At 64.2% G+C, this 16,002-nt stretch carries 11 protein-coding genes; 3 read left to right on the forward strand and 8 right to left on the reverse strand.

From position 1 onward, the window contains the following. Nucleotides 1-112: 112 nt before the first annotated feature. Genes ACZY0Q_RS05460 through ACZY0Q_RS05475 form a run of 4 tightly spaced genes read right to left on the reverse strand, consistent with a single transcriptional unit; the run spans nt 113 to nt 8,470 of the window. Nucleotides 113-1,582, reverse strand: coding sequence for a sensor histidine kinase (locus tag ACZY0Q_RS05460; RefSeq protein ID WP_463915167.1), 1,470 nt, complete (start codon nt 1,580-1,582; stop codon nt 113-115). Between the two features lie 28 nt (nt 1,583-1,610). Then, nucleotides 1,611-6,464 carry an NAD-glutamate dehydrogenase gene (locus ACZY0Q_RS05465; protein WP_463915168.1) on the reverse strand — a complete coding sequence of 1,618 codons (4,854 nt, stop codon included), beginning with the start codon at nt 6,462-6,464 and terminating at the stop codon, nt 1,611-1,613. Nucleotides 6,465-6,521: 57 nt separating this feature from the next. Then, nucleotides 6,522-7,829 carry an AAA family ATPase gene (locus ACZY0Q_RS05470; protein ID WP_463915169.1) on the reverse strand — a complete coding sequence of 436 codons (1,308 nt, stop codon included), beginning with the start codon at nt 7,827-7,829 and terminating at the stop codon, nt 6,522-6,524. Further along, entirely contained in the window at nt 7,826-8,470 is a 645-nt protein-coding gene (locus ACZY0Q_RS05475) for an SAF domain-containing protein (RefSeq protein ID WP_463915170.1), read from the reverse strand. The genes ACZY0Q_RS05470 and ACZY0Q_RS05475 overlap by 4 nt, the downstream gene beginning before the upstream one ends. A gap of 152 nt (nt 8,471-8,622) precedes the next feature. On the opposite strand from ACZY0Q_RS05475, the gene ACZY0Q_RS05480 reads away from it, so the two are divergent. Next, nucleotides 8,623-8,838, forward strand: coding sequence for a helix-turn-helix domain-containing protein (locus ACZY0Q_RS05480; RefSeq protein WP_463915171.1), 216 nt, complete (start codon nt 8,623-8,625; stop codon nt 8,836-8,838). Nucleotides 8,839-8,851: 13 nt separating this feature from the next. On the opposite strand, the gene ACZY0Q_RS05485 is transcribed toward ACZY0Q_RS05480, so the two are convergent. Then, complete coding sequence (locus tag ACZY0Q_RS05485) at nt 8,852-9,424, reverse strand: hypothetical protein (RefSeq protein ID WP_463915172.1); 573 nt, start codon at nt 9,422-9,424, stop codon at nt 8,852-8,854. A 149-nt stretch (nt 9,425-9,573) separates the two neighbouring features. Between ACZY0Q_RS05485 and ACZY0Q_RS05490 the strand changes: the two genes are divergently transcribed. Then, entirely contained in the window at nt 9,574-10,398 is an 825-nt protein-coding gene (locus tag ACZY0Q_RS05490) for a LysM peptidoglycan-binding domain-containing protein (RefSeq protein WP_463915173.1), read from the forward strand. Between the two features lie 43 nt (nt 10,399-10,441). Further along, entirely contained in the window at nt 10,442-10,909 is a 468-nt protein-coding gene (locus tag ACZY0Q_RS05495) for an Rv3235 family protein (RefSeq protein ID WP_463915174.1), read from the forward strand. A 119-nt stretch (nt 10,910-11,028) separates the two neighbouring features. Here the strand turns inward: ACZY0Q_RS05495 and secA are convergent, their stop codons facing one another. The 3 genes from secA to hpf are packed head-to-tail and all read right to left on the reverse strand — an operon-like array spanning nt 11,029 to nt 15,838. After that, nucleotides 11,029-13,767 carry a preprotein translocase subunit SecA gene (gene secA / locus ACZY0Q_RS05500; protein WP_463915175.1) on the reverse strand — a complete coding sequence of 913 codons (2,739 nt, stop codon included), beginning with the start codon at nt 13,765-13,767 and terminating at the stop codon, nt 11,029-11,031. 47 nt (nt 13,768-13,814) lie between these two features. Continuing rightward, nucleotides 13,815-15,080, reverse strand: a complete 1,266-nt coding sequence (locus tag ACZY0Q_RS05505) for a winged helix-turn-helix domain-containing protein (RefSeq protein ID WP_463915176.1) — start codon at nt 15,078-15,080, stop codon at nt 13,815-13,817. A 32-nt stretch (nt 15,081-15,112) separates the two neighbouring features. Beyond that, on the reverse strand, nt 15,113-15,838 hold the full coding sequence (gene hpf / locus ACZY0Q_RS05510; protein ID WP_463915177.1) for a ribosome hibernation-promoting factor, HPF/YfiA family: 726 nt from the start codon (nt 15,836-15,838) through the stop codon (nt 15,113-15,115). Nucleotides 15,839-16,002 lie beyond the last annotated feature (164 nt).

Consider the following 16,002-nt stretch of genomic DNA (forward strand, 5'->3'; position numbering starts at 1 on the left):
GCCTGGTCCTAGCAGCCCCACACATTAACAGACACGCCGATGGCCACAACCTTTAGGGTTGCGGCCATCGGCGGTTAAATCTCCGGACTAAGTCACCGGCTTAGCCCCCTGGCTACCGGGCCGCCAGGCTGAGGCGGATCTGGACAGCCGTTCCGCCGCCGTCGCGCGGGTGCCACGCGATGGAGCCGCCTAGCTCACTGGTGACCAGCGTACGGACTATCTGCAGCCCCAGTCCCTCTACGTGCGGCGTCTCCGGCAATCCCACTCCGTCGTCGGCAATAGTGACGGTCAGCAGTTCCTCGCCGTCCTCCTCTTCGGAGCGGTCCGCGATGAGCCAGACGGTGCCCGTACGTCCTTCGAGGCCATGCTCGACGGCGTTGGTCACGAGTTCATTGATGACCAACGCCAGCGGGGTGGCGAAGTCGCTGGGCAGCTCACCAAATAGTCCGGACCGCTCGGTCTTGACCTGTTGCGACGGCGACGCGACCTCGGCGGACAGCCTGAACTGGCGGCCGATCAGCTCGTCGAAGTCAACGCTCTGAGCCAATCCCTGTGAAAGTGTCTCGTGGACCAGCGCAATGGTGGCCACACGACGCATCGCCTGCTCCAGGCCCTGTTTGGCCTCGTCGCTGACCATCCGGCGGGACTGCATACGCAGCAGGGCCGCTACGGTCTGCAGGTTGTTTTTCACCCGGTGGTGGATCTCGCGGATGGTTGCGTCCTTGGTGACGAGTTCCATTTCCCGACGCCGCAATTCGGACACGTCCCGGCACAGCACCAGCGCACCAAAGCGCTGCTGCTCATCCCGCAGTGGGATGGCCCGCAGTGACAGGCTCACGCCACGCGATTCAATCTCGCTGCGCCACGGCATCCGGCCTGTCACCACCAGCGGCAGTGTCTCGTCCACCAGCCGCCGGTCCTTCAGCAGCCCGGCGGTCACCTCAGCCAGGGAACGGCCTTCCAGCGACTCGCCGTCGCCCAGCCGCCGGAAGGCCGATACGCCGTTGGGGCTTGCGTACTGCACAATTCCTTCGGCATCGAGCCTGATCAGACCGTCCCCTACCCGAGGCGCGCCACGGCGCGAACCGGTGGGCGAGGCAAAATCGGGCCACAGTCCCAGCGTTCCCATCCGCAGGAGATCGTAGGCGCACTGCCGGTACGTCAGCTCCAGGCGGGACGGCATCCGGGAACTGGACAGGTCCATGTGAGTGGTCACCACAGCCAGGGTCCGGCCGTTGCGGACCATTGGCACAGCCTCCACCCGCAACGCCATGTCCGTGCTCCAGTTGGTCTCACTGGACCGCTCGATGGCACGGCTGCTCCAGGCCTTATCCACCAGCGGCTGCAGGTCCTGCCGGATGGGCTCGCCCACAAAGTCGCCGTGGAACACGGTGTGCGTGGTGGACGGCCTGACATGCGCCAGCGCCACATAGCCATGATCCGGGTGCGGAAACCACAACGCCAGGTCAGCGAAAGCCAGGTCAGCGACCATCTGCCAGTCGCCCACCAGGAGGTGCAGCCATTCGGCATCGCCCGGCCCGAAATCAGCGTGTTCCCTGATGGGGTCCGTAAAGATTGCCACTGCACCTCCAGTTACGACGCCGGGATTCCTAGCGTCGGACGATTGACCTCAAGAGCCTCAATGCTACCGACAGTGACGCCATATCGTCGGCTTCGAGTGAGTTGACCTCGTCAAACATGCTCTTCGCCCTGCCCAGCTGCTCGGCATTCTGGCGTTCCCAATCTTTCAGCCTGTCCTCCGCAGAGCCCCCGGACACGGTCGACTCAAGTACCGCCGTCGTCATGTCCGAAACGGTGGAATAGAGGTCATCGCGCAGTGCGGCCCTAGCCAATGCCTGCCACCTGTCCTGGCGCGGCAGGCTGCTGATCCGTTCCAGCAGCGAGTCCGCATGGAAGCGGTTGAACACGGTGTAGTAGACCGCCGCAATCTCCTCCACCGGCTCCTTACGGGCATGCACGATCTTGGCGATGTCCAGCAGGACAAAGCTCTCGAAGAGCTCCGCCCACCGGAAGGCAAGCCCCTCCGGAAGGTCCCACCCTCGGGCAGTCTCCAGCCAGCTGGCAACCCGGTCACGGTCATCGCCACGGAGATAGTCCAGCAGCCGCGCGCGCATCGGGTCCAGAAGCGGCTTGAATTCGGCCACGGTACCTGCGATGGGCCGGGACGTGCCGCCCTGGGCCAGCAGCCACCGGACAGCGCGGTCCAGCAGGCGGCGGATGTCCAGGTGGACGGTGCTCCAGTGCTCGGTGGGGAACGATGCCGGCAGGCTGTTCAGCTCCCCCACCATGGTGTCCAGGTCGAAGATCTCGCGGAGCGCCACGAAGGACTTGGCCACAGCCACCTCCGTCGCCGAGGTTTCCTCCATGGTGCGGAAGGCGAAGGTGATGCCGCCCATGTTGATCATGTCGTTGGCCACCACCGTGGCAATAATCTCGCGCCGCAGCGGATGGGTGTCCAGTTCGGCGTCGAACCGCTCGCGCAGCTGCTTCGGGAAGTACGCGCGCAGAGTCCCGCGGAACCACGGATCGTCGGCGAGGTCGCTGTCACGCAGCGCCGAGGCCAGCTCGATCTTCGCGTAGGCCGCCAGCACCGAGAGCTCCGGTGATGTCAGACCTTGGCCCTGGCTTAGGCGTTCCCGCAGCGTTTCGGTGCTGGGCAGCGCTTCGAGGTCACGCTTCAGGTCGGCCGACTTTTCGAGCCAGTCCATCAGGCGCTCATAGCTGGGACTCCACTCGGCCACGCGCATCCGGTCGTTCAGGAGCAGGATGTTCTGGTCCACGTTGTCCTCAAGGACCAGCCGCCCCACTTCGTCCGTCATGGAGGCGAGGAAGCCTGCCCGCTCTTCCGGGGTCAGTTTGTCCGCGGCCACCATCCGGTCAACGAAGATCTTGATGTTCACTTCGTGGTCGGAGCAGTCGACGCCGGCCGAGTTGTCGATCGCGTCGGTGTTCAGGATGACGCCCTGCAGGGCGGCTTCGATGCGGCCGCGCTGCGTCATGCCCAGGTTTCCGCCTTCGCCGACCACCTTGACCCGCAGGTCCTTGCCGTCCACGCGGATGGCGTCGTTGGCCTTGTCACCCACGGAGGCGTTGGACTCGGTGCTGGCCTTGACGTACGTTCCGATCCCGCCGTTGTAGAGCAGATCGGCGGGGGCGAGCAGAATGGCGCGGAGAAGCTCCGGCGGGCTCAGCTCGGTGGTCGCCTCGGGCAGGCCCAGGGCTGCCCGGACCTGCGGCGACACCGGAATGGACTTGGCCTGGCGGGCGTACACGCCGCCGCCTTCGCTGATGAGGGATTTGTTGTAGTCGTCCCAGGAGGACCGGGGCAGTTCGAACAGCCGCTGCCGTTCCACGAACGACGATTCCGTGTCCGGTGCGGGGTCCAGGAAGATGTGCCGGTGGTCGAAGGCTGCCAGCAGCCGGATGTGCCGGGACAGGAGCATGCCGTTGCCGAACACGTCACCGGACATGTCTCCCACGCCCACCACGCTGAACGGCTGGGTCTGGGTGTCCACGTCTAGCTCGCTGAAGTGGCGTTTGACCGACTCCCAGGCGCCGCGGGCCGTGATGCCCATGGCCTTGTGGTCATAGCCCACCGAACCTCCGGAGGCGAACGCGTCACCGAGCCAGAACCCGTATTCTGCGGCCAGCCCGTTGGCGATGTCCGAGAACGTGGCCGTCCCCTTGTCCGCCGCCACCACGAGGTAGGAATCGTCGTCGTCGTGCCTGACAACGTCCGACGGCGGCACTACAGTTTCGCCGTCGGCTCCAGTAACGAGGTTGTCGGTGAGGTCCAATAGACCCCGGATGAACGTCTTGTAGCTTTCAACACCCTCAGCCATCCACGCCGCACGGTCCGCGGCGGGGTCGGGCAGCCGCTTGGCGAAGAAACCGCCCTTGGCCCCGGTGGGAACGATAACCGCGTTTTTGACGGTCTGCGCCTTCACCAGGCCAAGGATTTCGGTCCGGAAATCCTCGCGCCGGTCAGACCAGCGCAAGCCGCCGCGGGCCACCTTGCCGAACCGGAGGTGGACGCCCTCGACCCGCGGGGAATAGACCCAGATTTCGAACATCGGCCGCGGGAACGGCAGACCCTCAATCCGGGCGGGATCCAGCTTGAAGCTCAGGTGCGTCTTGTACTGGTAGTAGTTGGTGCGTAGGGTCGCCTCGATCAGGTTCGCCAAGGTCCGCAGCACACGGTCGGCGTCGAGCGTTGCCACCTCGTCAATGGCAGCCGACAGCTCGCCGCGGACCTTCTCCTGCGCCGCAAGGCGCTCGGTCCCGCTCAGGGCGGGGTCGAACCGGGCCGCGAAAAGAGCCGTCAGGGCCTTGGTGACAACGGGATTGGCGAGCAGAGTGTCCGCCATGAAGCCCACCGAGTTGGTGTTCCCCATTTGCCGCATGTACCGGGCGTAGGCCCGCAGGACCGTGATCTGGCGCCACTGCATCCCCTCACGCAGCACCAGCCGGTCAAAACTGTCCGACTCAACGGCGCCGGACACGGCGGCACCGAACGAGTCTGCCAGCAGCTGTCCTGTGGCCAGCGGATCAATGCCGGCGGGGTATTTCAGCCCGAGGTCATAGAGGAAGAAGTCCCGCTGGTCAGCCGTCTCGATCTCAAAGGGCCGCTCATCCAGCACCTCGAGTCCCAGATTGTGGAAGAACGGCAGGATCTGGCTCAGGCTCTTGGGCTCCAACATGTACAGCTTGACGCGGGCATCCTCTTCAAGGACTTCACCGGCTCCCTTGGGCAAGTACACGTGGACGCCCGGCCGTTCCTGCCTTGCACCGGCTGCGCGCTCGGCTTCAGCCCCGTATTTCTCGAAACGGGCGATGTCCTCCAGCGCGTCTTCGACCTCGTAATCCACCCTGTAGCCGGCCGGGAAAGCCTCCGACCAGATGGCGGCGAGCTCTTTGGCCTTCTCATCGGCGCCGCGTTCCCGCAGGACTTCAGCGATGCCCTCACTCCAGGAACGGGCTGCCCGGACCAGCCGCGCTTCAAGCTCATCGGCGTTGAAGTGGCTGACCTCGCTGCCCTTGGGCAGGCGGATCCGGAAGAACAGGCGCGCGAGGGCCGATTCGGTCATCCGAGCCTCGTAGTCGATGGACTCAGCCTGGAACGTGGTCCGTAGTTCTTCCTCGATGCGGAGCCGAACATTGGTGGTGTACCGGTCACGCGGAAGGTAGACCAACGCAGACATAAAACGGCCGTAGATGTCCGGCCGGAGGAACAGCCGGGTCCGCCGCCGCTCCTGCAATTTTTGGATGCCGGTTGCGGTAGCCGCCAGGTCCTCGGTCTCGATCTGGAACAGCTCGTCCCGAGGGTAGGTCTCCAGGATCCCCAAGAGGTCCTTGCCGGAGTGTGAGTCCGGGGGGAAGCCGGCATTGCCCAGCACGGCGTCAATTTTTTCGCGCACAACGGGGATGTTCCGGACGGATCCGGCGTAGGCGCTGGTCGCGAACAGGCCGATGAAGCGGCGCTCGCCGGTGACGTTGCCTGCGGCGTCAAAACTCTTCACGCCGATATAATCCAGGTACGCGGGGCGGTGGACGGTGGACCGCGAGTTTGCCTTGGTGATTACCAGTGCCCGCTTTTCACGGGCCTTTTTGCGGCCGGCGTCGGTGAGGTGCTGCATGTGCGGAGCTCCCGGCTTCGCCCGGAGCAGTCCAAGGCCGCTGTCTTCGCGCAGTTCCAGTACATCTTCACCTTCGACGGTGACGAGGTCGTACTCACGGTAACCGAGGAAGGTGAAGTTGCCGCCGTCGAGCCAGCGCAGAAGTTCCTGCGCCTGCCGCAGTTCGGCAATCTGGGCAGGGTGGGACACCTGGTCCAGGCTCGCGGCAATCTGTTGGGCCTTGTTGCGCATCTTGGGCCAGTCCTCGACGGCGGCGCGCACGTCGCTCAGGATGCGGTCCAGCCCTTCCAGCAACGACGCCTTCGCCTCGTCGGAGACGCGGTTGATTTCCACGGCGATCCACGACTCCATGTGGGAGGCGTTTTCGCCCTGCGCGATGAGGTGCGACAGCATAGGCATCGCCGCCGTATCACCGCTGGAGAGACCGATGTGGGACGGGACGCGGTCAACTTTTACCAACTGCCCCGTTTCCCGGTTCCGGGTCACCACAAACAGTGGGTGAAGCACAAGCCCGATGGCGGCGTTCTGGCGCACCAGCTCGGCGTTGACCGAGTCAACAAGGAAAGGCATATCGTCCGTGACGACATAGACAACGCTGCTGTCCTGCTCGTTGACGATGGAAACCTGCGCCTGGCCGGGCTGCCGGTTCGCGGCGACACCGCGGTGGGTTTCCGCCCGGTTGGCCAGCGCCTCCGGGGAATAAGTCCGGGCATCCTCTTCGGCGAGATGCTGGTAATAATCGGCCAGGAATCCCTCCCGGTCACCAATAGCCAAGGCTTGATCCTCCACGCTGGATCCAGACGACATCAACAAACGCCTCCATCACAAGTTTGATGCTGCACCGTTGCAGCTCCTACGGTGAGCCTAGCCCTTTCGCTGAAGCCTCGGTGTGGAAGAAAATACAGAGGATCGGGAAGATCGCTGGACAGGTGCACAAACCAATTCTGCGATCGCCTGCCGGAGCTTGGAATCCGGTGCTGTTTCGAGCAGCAGAGAGCCGGCCAGCAGCGCCGCGTCGGCAGCGGGACTGTCCGCCGGGAGGAAAGCCGCGATCTGCGCCGAAGGGCCATATCGCCCCCACGCATCCTTCAGCTGGCGTTCCGGGGATCTCCCCACCGCCGCCGCCCGAACCTTGTTCATCACCACAACAGGCGACACATGCGGAACTGCCAACTCGAGCTCGGCCAGTCCGCGGACCAGCCGAGGAACGCCCACGGGATCGGCGGCCCCCACGGCATAGACGGTGTCAGCAAGCTCCAGGCTGCGCAGGGTCGCGGCATTCCGGCGCGGAGCCATCGTGTCGAAGCTGAGCTCCTCATCCGCCTCCAGGCAGAAACCCGTGTCCACAACCACGACGTCGGCAACCTCCTTCGCGCGTTCCAGCACCAGTGAAAGGGCAGCGGCCCGCAATTCCGTCCATCTGTCCGCCCGCGTGATGCCGGTCAAGACCCGGAAAGTCCCGCGCTTGGTGGTGACGGGCGTTGCCACCTTCAGCAGCGCACCGGCGTCGAGTAAACCCTGGTCCGCAAGCCGGCAGGCCTGCGCGATCCCGGCAGATTCATCCAACAGGCCAAGGACTGCCGCGATGCTCGCCCCGTAACTGTCGGCGTCGACGAGGAGCACGGATTTGCCATCTGCAGCCAACTCCCCCGCAATGTTGGCCGCAACGAAGGTCCGTCCGGGTGAACCGGCGGGACCCCACACGGCAATGACCTTGCCCGCCCCGGAGGCCAGCGGCACCTCCACCTGGTCGGCGGGACGCTGGCGCAACGCAGCACTGGTATCCCCCAGCCCACTCCCGAACGTCGCCTCCTTGGCAGTGCCGGTCAGCTGGGCAACCACCTCGGCAATCCTGCCCGCCAAGGCGGCGGACTCCACTCCCGTCAGTGCGGAAGCCACACCGATCCCACGCAGCCTGGCGGCCTCGTCCGCGTCATCCGTCAGGGCGATAATCGCCACGCCGACGGCTCCAAGCCGGTCAACAAGCGAAGCAGTCAGGCCCTCGCTGCCATCTGCGACAACCGCTGCCCGTGCCAGGCCGCTCTGGCAGGCGGCAAGCAGTTCAGTCAGTTCGCCGCAGCGCCTGACCACAGTGACGGGACCGTGCAGCCGCTCCAACCCGCCCACCACGTCCTCGCGGGCCTGGCCCACGGTGATCACGGGAATGCTCATGAGGCTCCGCCGCCCGGGTTCCACACCACTGAAATCTTGGCCTGGTTCGCCTGCGCGCCCAGGATCGCCGGCATCTGGCCGTCGGCAACCAGCACCATCAGCACAGTGTTGCGGGAGGACCCCAATGCCGTGGAGCCTGCGGTCACCTGCGCAATTTCCGCGCTCGGCAGCAGGAGCTTTGGCTCACTGAAACCGTTTCGCGCATCCGGCAACGCAACCCAGACATCCACCCGGGTCCCGGCCACCGCCTGCGGCGGCAGCGCTTCATCAATGGTCACGGCCACGGGCTTGCGGTCCAACGCATCCACAGTGGCCAGGCTTTCCTTGGGTACCAACTGGTTCTTGCCGATTCTTTGGACTGCCACCAGACCGTCCGGCAGCCCTGCCTCAACGGTGACGTAATGCTGCTCAGTCTCACCCAGACGGACCTTGGCCCGGACCACATTGTCCGCGGTCAGCTTCTCCCCCACCGCAATGGACTCCCGGGCCGCGTAAACCTCGGTGGTCTGATCGGCGCTGCCAATCAGGGAGATCACTCCCACCACCGATGCCAGGACCAGCAGCACGCCAACCAGCAGGCGGGGATCCTTCCACGACGGTGGTTTCAACCGGGCACCCGTACTAGCTGCATCGTGACTCATGCTTTTCTCCCCCTTGCTCCGGCCCAGTCCGTCGGCTGCGCCCGGACACCTCATTGTTACGGCATGGGCCCCGGAACAAAAGTCAAAAGACCAAACAACATCAAACTGTGGATAACCGCACCAGATGGCACCTTCAATGGCAAAATGGAACTATGCCCAGATTCCTCACTCTTGCCGATGTTGCTGAACAACTGCAGATCAACTCACCGGCGGCCTATGCCCTGGTCCGCAGCGGAGAACTGAAGGCCATCCAGGTAGGCGGCCGGGGGCAGTGGCGCGTCGAGGAAAAGATGCTGGAACAATACATCGAAGAGCGCTACGCCGAGGCCAACCGCATGATCCAGGAAGCCAAAGCCAAGCAGGGCTGACTCCGGCCCGCAGCTAGAGCTCTCCTGCACTCCGTGACCGGAGGGCACCCAGCGCCGCAAACGGAATCGTGGCCACCTGCCGGACCTGCGATGCCCGCCGGGACTCCCCTGGACTGACCAGCGCCAGGTCCAAAAAGTCACTGCCCACCCTGTCAATGACTCCGGCCAGCCCGGAGTCTCGTCCCGGCGCGTGGCGAAGGATAACGGCAAGTTCGGCCCGGTCCCGCGCGAGGCCCCGTAGCGCATGTGCCAATCCGATCCGGCGCCGCACCTGCGACATTTCGGCCACGGAGACCCGCCCCAAGCCTGCGTAGCTCGCCGCCGCGCCATAGGGAATCAGTACTTGGTGACGCAACTCGGTCAGGACCAGGGCGTCGGCGCCGGCATGACTCAAGGTTCCTTCGAAGACGCGCCCACACATCAGCTGCACGGCCACGTGACTGTCCAGGGAACCCCGCAAGCGATCAGCCAGTGCTACGGAGGCTGTTTCCGCTCTCGCCCGCTCAGAGATCTCGGCATCAACGGCCAGCCGCTCGCCCTCGGCGAACTGTGCCTCCATGTCAGTGAACAGAGCATCCCAACGCATGGGGCCAAGCGTAGGTCGCGGCTTCATCCGGGGTCAATTCACCAACAACTTCTCTCCAGTCTCTGGACAAATCCAGCCTAGCTGCGCCAAACTAATCCTATATTGGTCAAACAACATCAAACTGCATCAAAAGACAAGATGGGAGCACCATGACGGCAGCTACAGCACGCGGGCTCCGCGCAGACGCCGTTATGGCGGCGTCCATCCTCCTGTTGGGATTCTTCCTCTGCGCTGCCGGCTGGGGCATGGTGGATCGGTGGCAGCTGTCCACAGCCCGCCGGCAAGGCCTGGACGTAGATGACCTACTTGGTGCCGCGGCAGTTGCCGCCGGGCTGGCCATCGTGGCGTGGTGGGTCTTCTCGATGATTGCGGCTGCAACGGCTGCCGTGCTGGACAAATGCGGTAGGCGGCGGGCCGCCAACAGGGCAGGCAAGTGTTGTCCGGCGTTTATGCGGCGCCTCGCTGTGGCCGCACTCTCGGTGCAACTCCTGACAGCACCCTTGGCGAACGCCGCCGTACCTCCGGCCGGACCCGCTTGGGTACCCACACAGGAAGTGGCCGTCCAGGACACACGGGTACACGGCGTAGCCATCCAGGCCCAGTGGTCCCCCACAAGCGGCCACCCGCTGATCCCGGAAGCAGAGGGAACAGCTCCCGGGGACCCAGGGGCCCAGGCTCCTGCGGCTACGATCCGTCCCGACTGGCGTCCCAGCCCGCCGGTCACGGACCCCGGCCTGATGGCTGCCCAGCCCGTCCGGGCGGAGCAGACCACAACGCCGGCATTAAGTGAGGTCACCGTGCTGGCCGGCGACACACTGTGGGACATCGCCTCCCGCCATTTGGGCCCGGCCGCTTCGGATGTGGACGTCGCCCTGCACTGGCCCCGCTGGTATGAGGCCAACAAATCCCAGATCGGCGAAAGTCCGCATGTCCTGCTGCCCGGGCAGATATTGAGAGCACCTTCCACGGCCTGACCGACGTTCCGACATTCAGCAGCTCACGACTAAGGGGAATCACATGTACGCAGTTACGCCAATCCGCTCCGCCACGGTCAGCCCGGGCGGCGGGGCAGGAGTCCGCCAGGTACCTCCGCGCACCACTTCCGCGCCGGCGGCACCACTGCGTGCTGCAGACGAGAACTCCGAAATCCTGGCGATCACACGCAGTACCGTACAGGCGGCCATGGAAGTCCTCGCCGGTATCCGGCCGATCCACCAACTCGCCCGCCGGCTGGATCCGCGCTGCCTCGCCGTGCTGCAGCACCGCTCGGCCCTGATCCGCCGCGAACAGGCCCGGTCCGCTTCGCCAGCCCTGGCCCGGCTGCACAGGAACTCCATCGTGCGCTCGGTCCGCGCCTGCGAGGTCGCCCCGGGCATTTATGAGGCAAGCGCCGTGGTGGTTGACGATGTCCGCGCCCGGGCGGTAGCGGTCCGGCTTGAACGCAGCAAGCAGGTCTGGCGGGTGACTGAGTTCATGGTGGGCTGACCGGTTGCCCACAATGGCAGGAAGTGTTCCCAGACGAAGAAGTGCCCGAAGCCAAATGCTCCGGGCACTTCTTGTGTCCAGCTACGACCTACAGGTTTGTCCTGGAAACCGTGGTTGCGTTACCGTCGCTTTTTCTTGGCCGGACGCTTGGTGGCGTCCTGCGCTGCAGCTTTGGCCGGGTTGCCGGACTTAGACGAGGCGCGGCCTTCCACCCGGGTCTGGGATGCGCCGTCTTCACCGGGAGCCGTGTACTGCAGCTGGGCAGGTTTCTCCGGCGCTTCCAGGCCTGCGGCGTGGATCTGCGGCTCAACGTGCTCGGTGTGGCCACCGGCTGCGTCCGGAACCACCACATCCTGGGCCGGAGTCACCTCAACTTCAAGGTTGAACAGGAAACCGACGCTTTCCTCGCGGATGGCCTCCATCATGCTCTGGAACATGGTGAAGCCCTCCCGCTGGTATTCCACCAGTGGGTCACGCTGTGCCATGGCGCGCAGGCCGATGCCTTCCTTGAGGTAGTCCATCTCATAGAGGTGTTCCTGCCACTTACGCCCGATGACCGACAGCACCACGCGGCGTTCCAGCTCGCGCATGCTTTCAGAACCGATGGTCTCTTCCCGGGTCTGGTAGACCACGCGGGCGTCGGAGAGCAGTTCTTCCTTGAGGAAATCAACAGTGAGCTTGGACTTGCCACCGGCCTCCTCGATGATCTCTTCCGCTGTGACGCTGACGGGGTAAAGCGTCTTGAGGTTGGTCCACAGCTGGGTGTAGTCCCAGTCGTCGCCATTGCCTTCGGCCGTGGCGGAGTCGATCAGGGCGGTGATGGTGTCCTCCACGAAGAACTGGACCTTCTCGTGGAGATCGTCACCTTCGAGGATCCGGCGGCGGTCACCGTAGATGGCTTCGCGCTGGCGGTTCAGGACGTCGTCGTACTTGAGGACATTCTTGCGCTGCTCGGCGTTGCGGCCTTCAACCTGGCCCTGCGCCGACGCGATGGCCCGGGAAACCAGTTTCGATTCCAAGGCCACATCATCCGGGACGGAGCTGTTCATGAGCCGTTCGGCTGCGCCCGAGTTGAACAGCCGCATCAGGTCATCAGTCAGGGAGAGGTAGAAGCGTGATTCGCCGGGGTCGCCCTGGCGGCCGGAACGGCCACGGAGCTGGTTGTCGATGCGGCGGGACTCGTGCCGCTCAGTTCCCAGGACATACAGCCCGCCGAGGTTGAGTACTTCCTCGTGTTCGTCCTTCACGGACTGCTTGGCGGCCTCCAGTGCAGCAGGCCAGGCGGCCTCGTACTCTTCGGAATTCTCTTCCGGGTCCAGCCCGCGCTTGGCCAGGTCCGCCACCGCGGTGAATTCGGCATTGCCGCCCAGCATGATGTCAGTGCCTCGGCCTGCCATGTTGGTCGCTACCGTGACGGCACCCTTGCGTCCGGCCTGCGCCACGATGGCCGCTTCACGGGCGTGGTTCTTGGCGTTCAGGACTTCGTGCCTGATGCCCTCCTTGGCGAGCAGCCCGGAGAGGTATTCGCTCTTTTCGACACTCGTGGTGCCCACAAGGATCGGCTGGCCCTCTTCGTGGCGCTCGGCAATGTCCTTCACGACGGCGTCGAACTTCACCTTCTCGTTCTTGAACACCAGGTCTGACTGGTCGAGACGCTGCATGTCCCGGTTGGTGGGGATGGCCACCACGCCGAGCTTATACGTGCCCATGAATTCGGCGGCCTCGGTCTCGGCCGTGCCGGTCATACCTGCCAGCTTGGAGTACATCCGGAAGTAGTTCTGGAGCGTCACCGTGGCCAGGGTCTGGTTTTCGGCCTTGATCTCCACGGCTTCCTTGGCCTCGATGGCCTGGTGCATGCCCTCGTTGTAGCGGCGCCCGGCCAGGATGCGGCCGGTGTGTTCGTCAACGATCAGCACTTCGCCGTCGAGGATGACGTAGTCCTTGTCCCGCTTGAACAGTTCCTTGGCCTTGATGGCGTTGTTCAGGAACCCGATGAGGGGAGTGTTCGCGGATTCGTAGAGGTTCTGGATGCCCAGGTAGTCCTCCACCTTTTCGATGCCGCTTTCGAGGACGCCGACCGTGCGCTTCTTCTCGTCCGCCTCGTAGTCCTCGCCGGCCTTCAGGCGCTGCACCACCTTGGCAAATTCGCTGTACCACCGGTTGGTGTCGCCCTGGGCAGGGCCGGAAATGATGAGCGGTGTGCGGGCTTCGTCGATGAGGATGGAGTCGACCTCATCAACGATGGCGAAATTGTGGCCACGCTGGACTAGTTCGGACTGGTCCCAGGCCATGTTGTCGCGGAGGTAGTCAAAACCGAATTCGTTGTTGGTGCCGTAGGTGATGTCCGCGGCGTACTGCTGCCGGCGCACCGCTGGATCCTGGTTGGACAGGATGCAACCGCTGGTCAGGCCAAGGAAGCGGTAGACCCTGCCCATGAGGTCTGACTGGTACTCCGCAAGGTAGTCGTTCACCGTGATGACGTGGACGCCATTGCCGGTGAGGGCATTCAGGTAGGCGGGCGCGGTGGCCACGAGGGTCTTGCCTTCGCCGGTCTTCATTTCCGCGATGTTGCCCAAGTGGAGTGCCGCGCCACCCATAAGCTGGACGTCGAAGTGACGCATGCCCAAGGTGCGGGACGAGGCCTCGCGCACGGCAGCGAACGCCTCCGGAAGCAGATCGTCCAGTTGCTCGCCGTCCTGGTGGCGGGCGCGGAGGTGGTCAGTTTCCTCGCGGAGCTCAGCATCCGTGAAGGTTTTGAACGAGTCTTCGAGCGCATTGATGGAGTCGGCATAGTTCCGCAGTTGCCGCAGGGTTTTTTTGTCACCCGTGCGGAGAAGTTTTTCGATAAGTGATGCCACGTGAAGATACTCCCAGTCTTATGCCGCCGAATTCTGGCGTTTTTAGTCTACGGGAGAGACACAGGCCACGCGGCCGGTGTTCCCTCAGAGCTGAGTGGACCGGCACGGTGATGCAGTGCACCCGCGAGGGACTCCGCCAGATCCCCGACCGGGCTGACCACAATGTCCCCCAACTCCAGCCATCCGGCCATGAGTTCCAGCTCGGCGGCGAGTTCGACGGCGGTCCCTGCCGGCGCGTCCGGCTCACCGTACGCGGACCTGACCAACAGCTTCCCCGCTGCACGGTCCGCTTTAAGGTCCACTCTCGCCACGATGGTGTCGCCGAGGAGAAACGGCAGGACGTAGTACCCGAAGCGCCGGAGGTGTGCTGGCGTGTAGATCTCTATCCGGTAGTGGAACCCGAAGAGCTCCTCCAGCCGGCGCCGTTCGAAGACCAGGGAGTCAAAGGGACTGAGGAGGGCTCGCCCAGCTGCCCGCCGCGGCCTGGCGGCTTTGGCATGGAGGTACACCTTCCGATCCCAGCCTGCGACAGCCACCGGTTCCAGCCTTCCCAGGCTGACCAGATGGTCCACCGACGCGGCGGCCGCCTTGACAGGCGTCCGGAAGTAGTCCGCGAAGCACTTCACGGTTCCGATGCCATGGGCCTGCGCGGCCGCGTCGATGAGCCGATGCATGGCCTCAACAGGGTCCGGCGTGGTTTCGGGGGCAAGCCGGCGCGGCAGCACCCTGGCGGTCAGCGCATATTTCCGCTCGAACTGTTCGGTTCTGGACGCCGCGGAAATGATGCCTGCCTCGAACAGGTCTTCAAGCACGCGTTTGACGGCGTTCCAGTTCCATCCCCAGTTGTCGCCCCGCCGGTCCTCCACGTGCCCTATGTCGACCGTCAGTTCCGCCGCCGTCTTGGGCCGCCCGGCGGCGAGGGCGCCGAGGATCTTTCCGGCCACCGCATCGCGCAGCTCCGGGTCCATGGCGGACGCCCCCACCCACGTGCGTTTCTGCCACAATCGGAGGTCCTGGAAGTGATCAGGCCGGATGAAGCTGGCCTCGTGCGCCCAGTACTCCATCATTCGTCTGGGAGGCGAGCTGGCCATCCGCTGGAGGATGTTGCGGTCGTAGTTGCCGAGCCTAGAAAAGAACGGCAGAAAGTGGCTGCGGGACAACACGTTGACGGAGTCGATCTGGACAAGCTGGATCCGGGCAAAGGTACGGCCCACCGTCCGTGAGGTCAGGGGGCCGGCGGGCCGTCCTTTGTCGAGTCCCTGAGCTGCCAGGGCGATCCGCCGGGCCTGGTTAAGGCTCAGCGTCGCTGGCACATCAGTCCTTTCATTGAGGGGTGTGAACCACCCTAGACTTTTGCAGCCGCGTCATCGGAGCGGTAGGCGATGATTTTTTCTTCGACGACGGTGTCCCCCGGTTCGCATTCGTGGTCCAGGGTGATTACGCCGTACGTCCAGCCACGGCGCCGGTAGACCACCGAGGGCGTGTTGGTGGCTTTGTCCACGAAGAGGTAGAAATCGTGACCCACGAGCTCCATATTGTCCACGGCATCGTCAAGGGTGAGGGAGGCTGCAGGGAAAACTTTGCGCCGGATCAGCACCGGGGAGTCCCCTGCCGGAATGTCGTTCTCGACCTCATAGGGCGATGGCTGAACTGGTGTTGCCTGGGGTTCGCTGTGATGGCTCGCCTCGACGTAGAGGGGCTCACTGGTACTGGCGGGTTCCAATGACGCGGTGGCCTCACGTACTGCCTTGGGGGTGTGGCGCCCGTGATGGACCTTCTTGCGGTCCTTGGCGCGGCGGAGGCGTTCAAGCAGCTTGGTGTAGGCGAGATCGAACGCAGCGAACTTGTCTGCGGCGCTAGCTTCGGCACGGATTACGGGTCCCCGTCCCAGTACCGTCACTTCAACAGTGAGCTGGTCTCCGGTCTGGCGTGCGTTCGTTTCCTTGGAAACCTTCGCATCAACCCGCTGGACCTTGTCGCCAAGTGATTCGATCTTCGAGATCTTTTCACCGGCGTATTCGCGGAAGCGGTCTGAGACCGTCAGATTTCGTCCGCTGATCATAAACTCCATGGTGCCCTCCAAATGACTTCGGTGACACGACGGCGACACTTCCCATGGGCCGATCTGCTTGACAGTCGAGCCCCTTTCCGAGCCGCCATCGAAAGGTACAACTTGTTCTTGGTACCCACAACCGACGTTAGTTCATAGCCACCTGTTATTCATCCTTTCTTCGT

The sequence above is a fragment of the Pseudarthrobacter lactosi genome (genome assembly GCF_055412785.1).

Coding starts and splice junctions, on each gene's coding strand:
- ACZY0Q_RS05465 (WP_463915168.1), bottom strand. CDS start 6,464: ATGTCGTCTGGATCCAGCGTGGAGGATCAAGCCTTGGCTATTGGTGAC.
- ACZY0Q_RS05470 (WP_463915169.1), bottom strand. CDS start 7,829: ATGAGCATTCCCGTGATCACCGTGGGCCAGGCCCGCGAGGACGTGGTG.
- ACZY0Q_RS05475 (WP_463915170.1), bottom strand. CDS start 8,470: ATGAGTCACGATGCAGCTAGTACGGGTGCCCGGTTGAAACCACCGTCG.
- ACZY0Q_RS05480 (WP_463915171.1), top strand. CDS start 8,623: ATGCCCAGATTCCTCACTCTTGCCGATGTTGCTGAACAACTGCAGATC.
- ACZY0Q_RS05485 (WP_463915172.1), bottom strand. CDS start 9,424: ATGCGTTGGGATGCTCTGTTCACTGACATGGAGGCACAGTTCGCCGAG.
- ACZY0Q_RS05490 (WP_463915173.1), top strand. CDS start 9,574: ATGACGGCAGCTACAGCACGCGGGCTCCGCGCAGACGCCGTTATGGCG.
- ACZY0Q_RS05495 (WP_463915174.1), top strand. CDS start 10,442: ATGTACGCAGTTACGCCAATCCGCTCCGCCACGGTCAGCCCGGGCGGC.
- hpf (WP_463915177.1), bottom strand. CDS start 15,838: ATGGAGTTTATGATCAGCGGACGAAATCTGACGGTCTCAGACCGCTTC.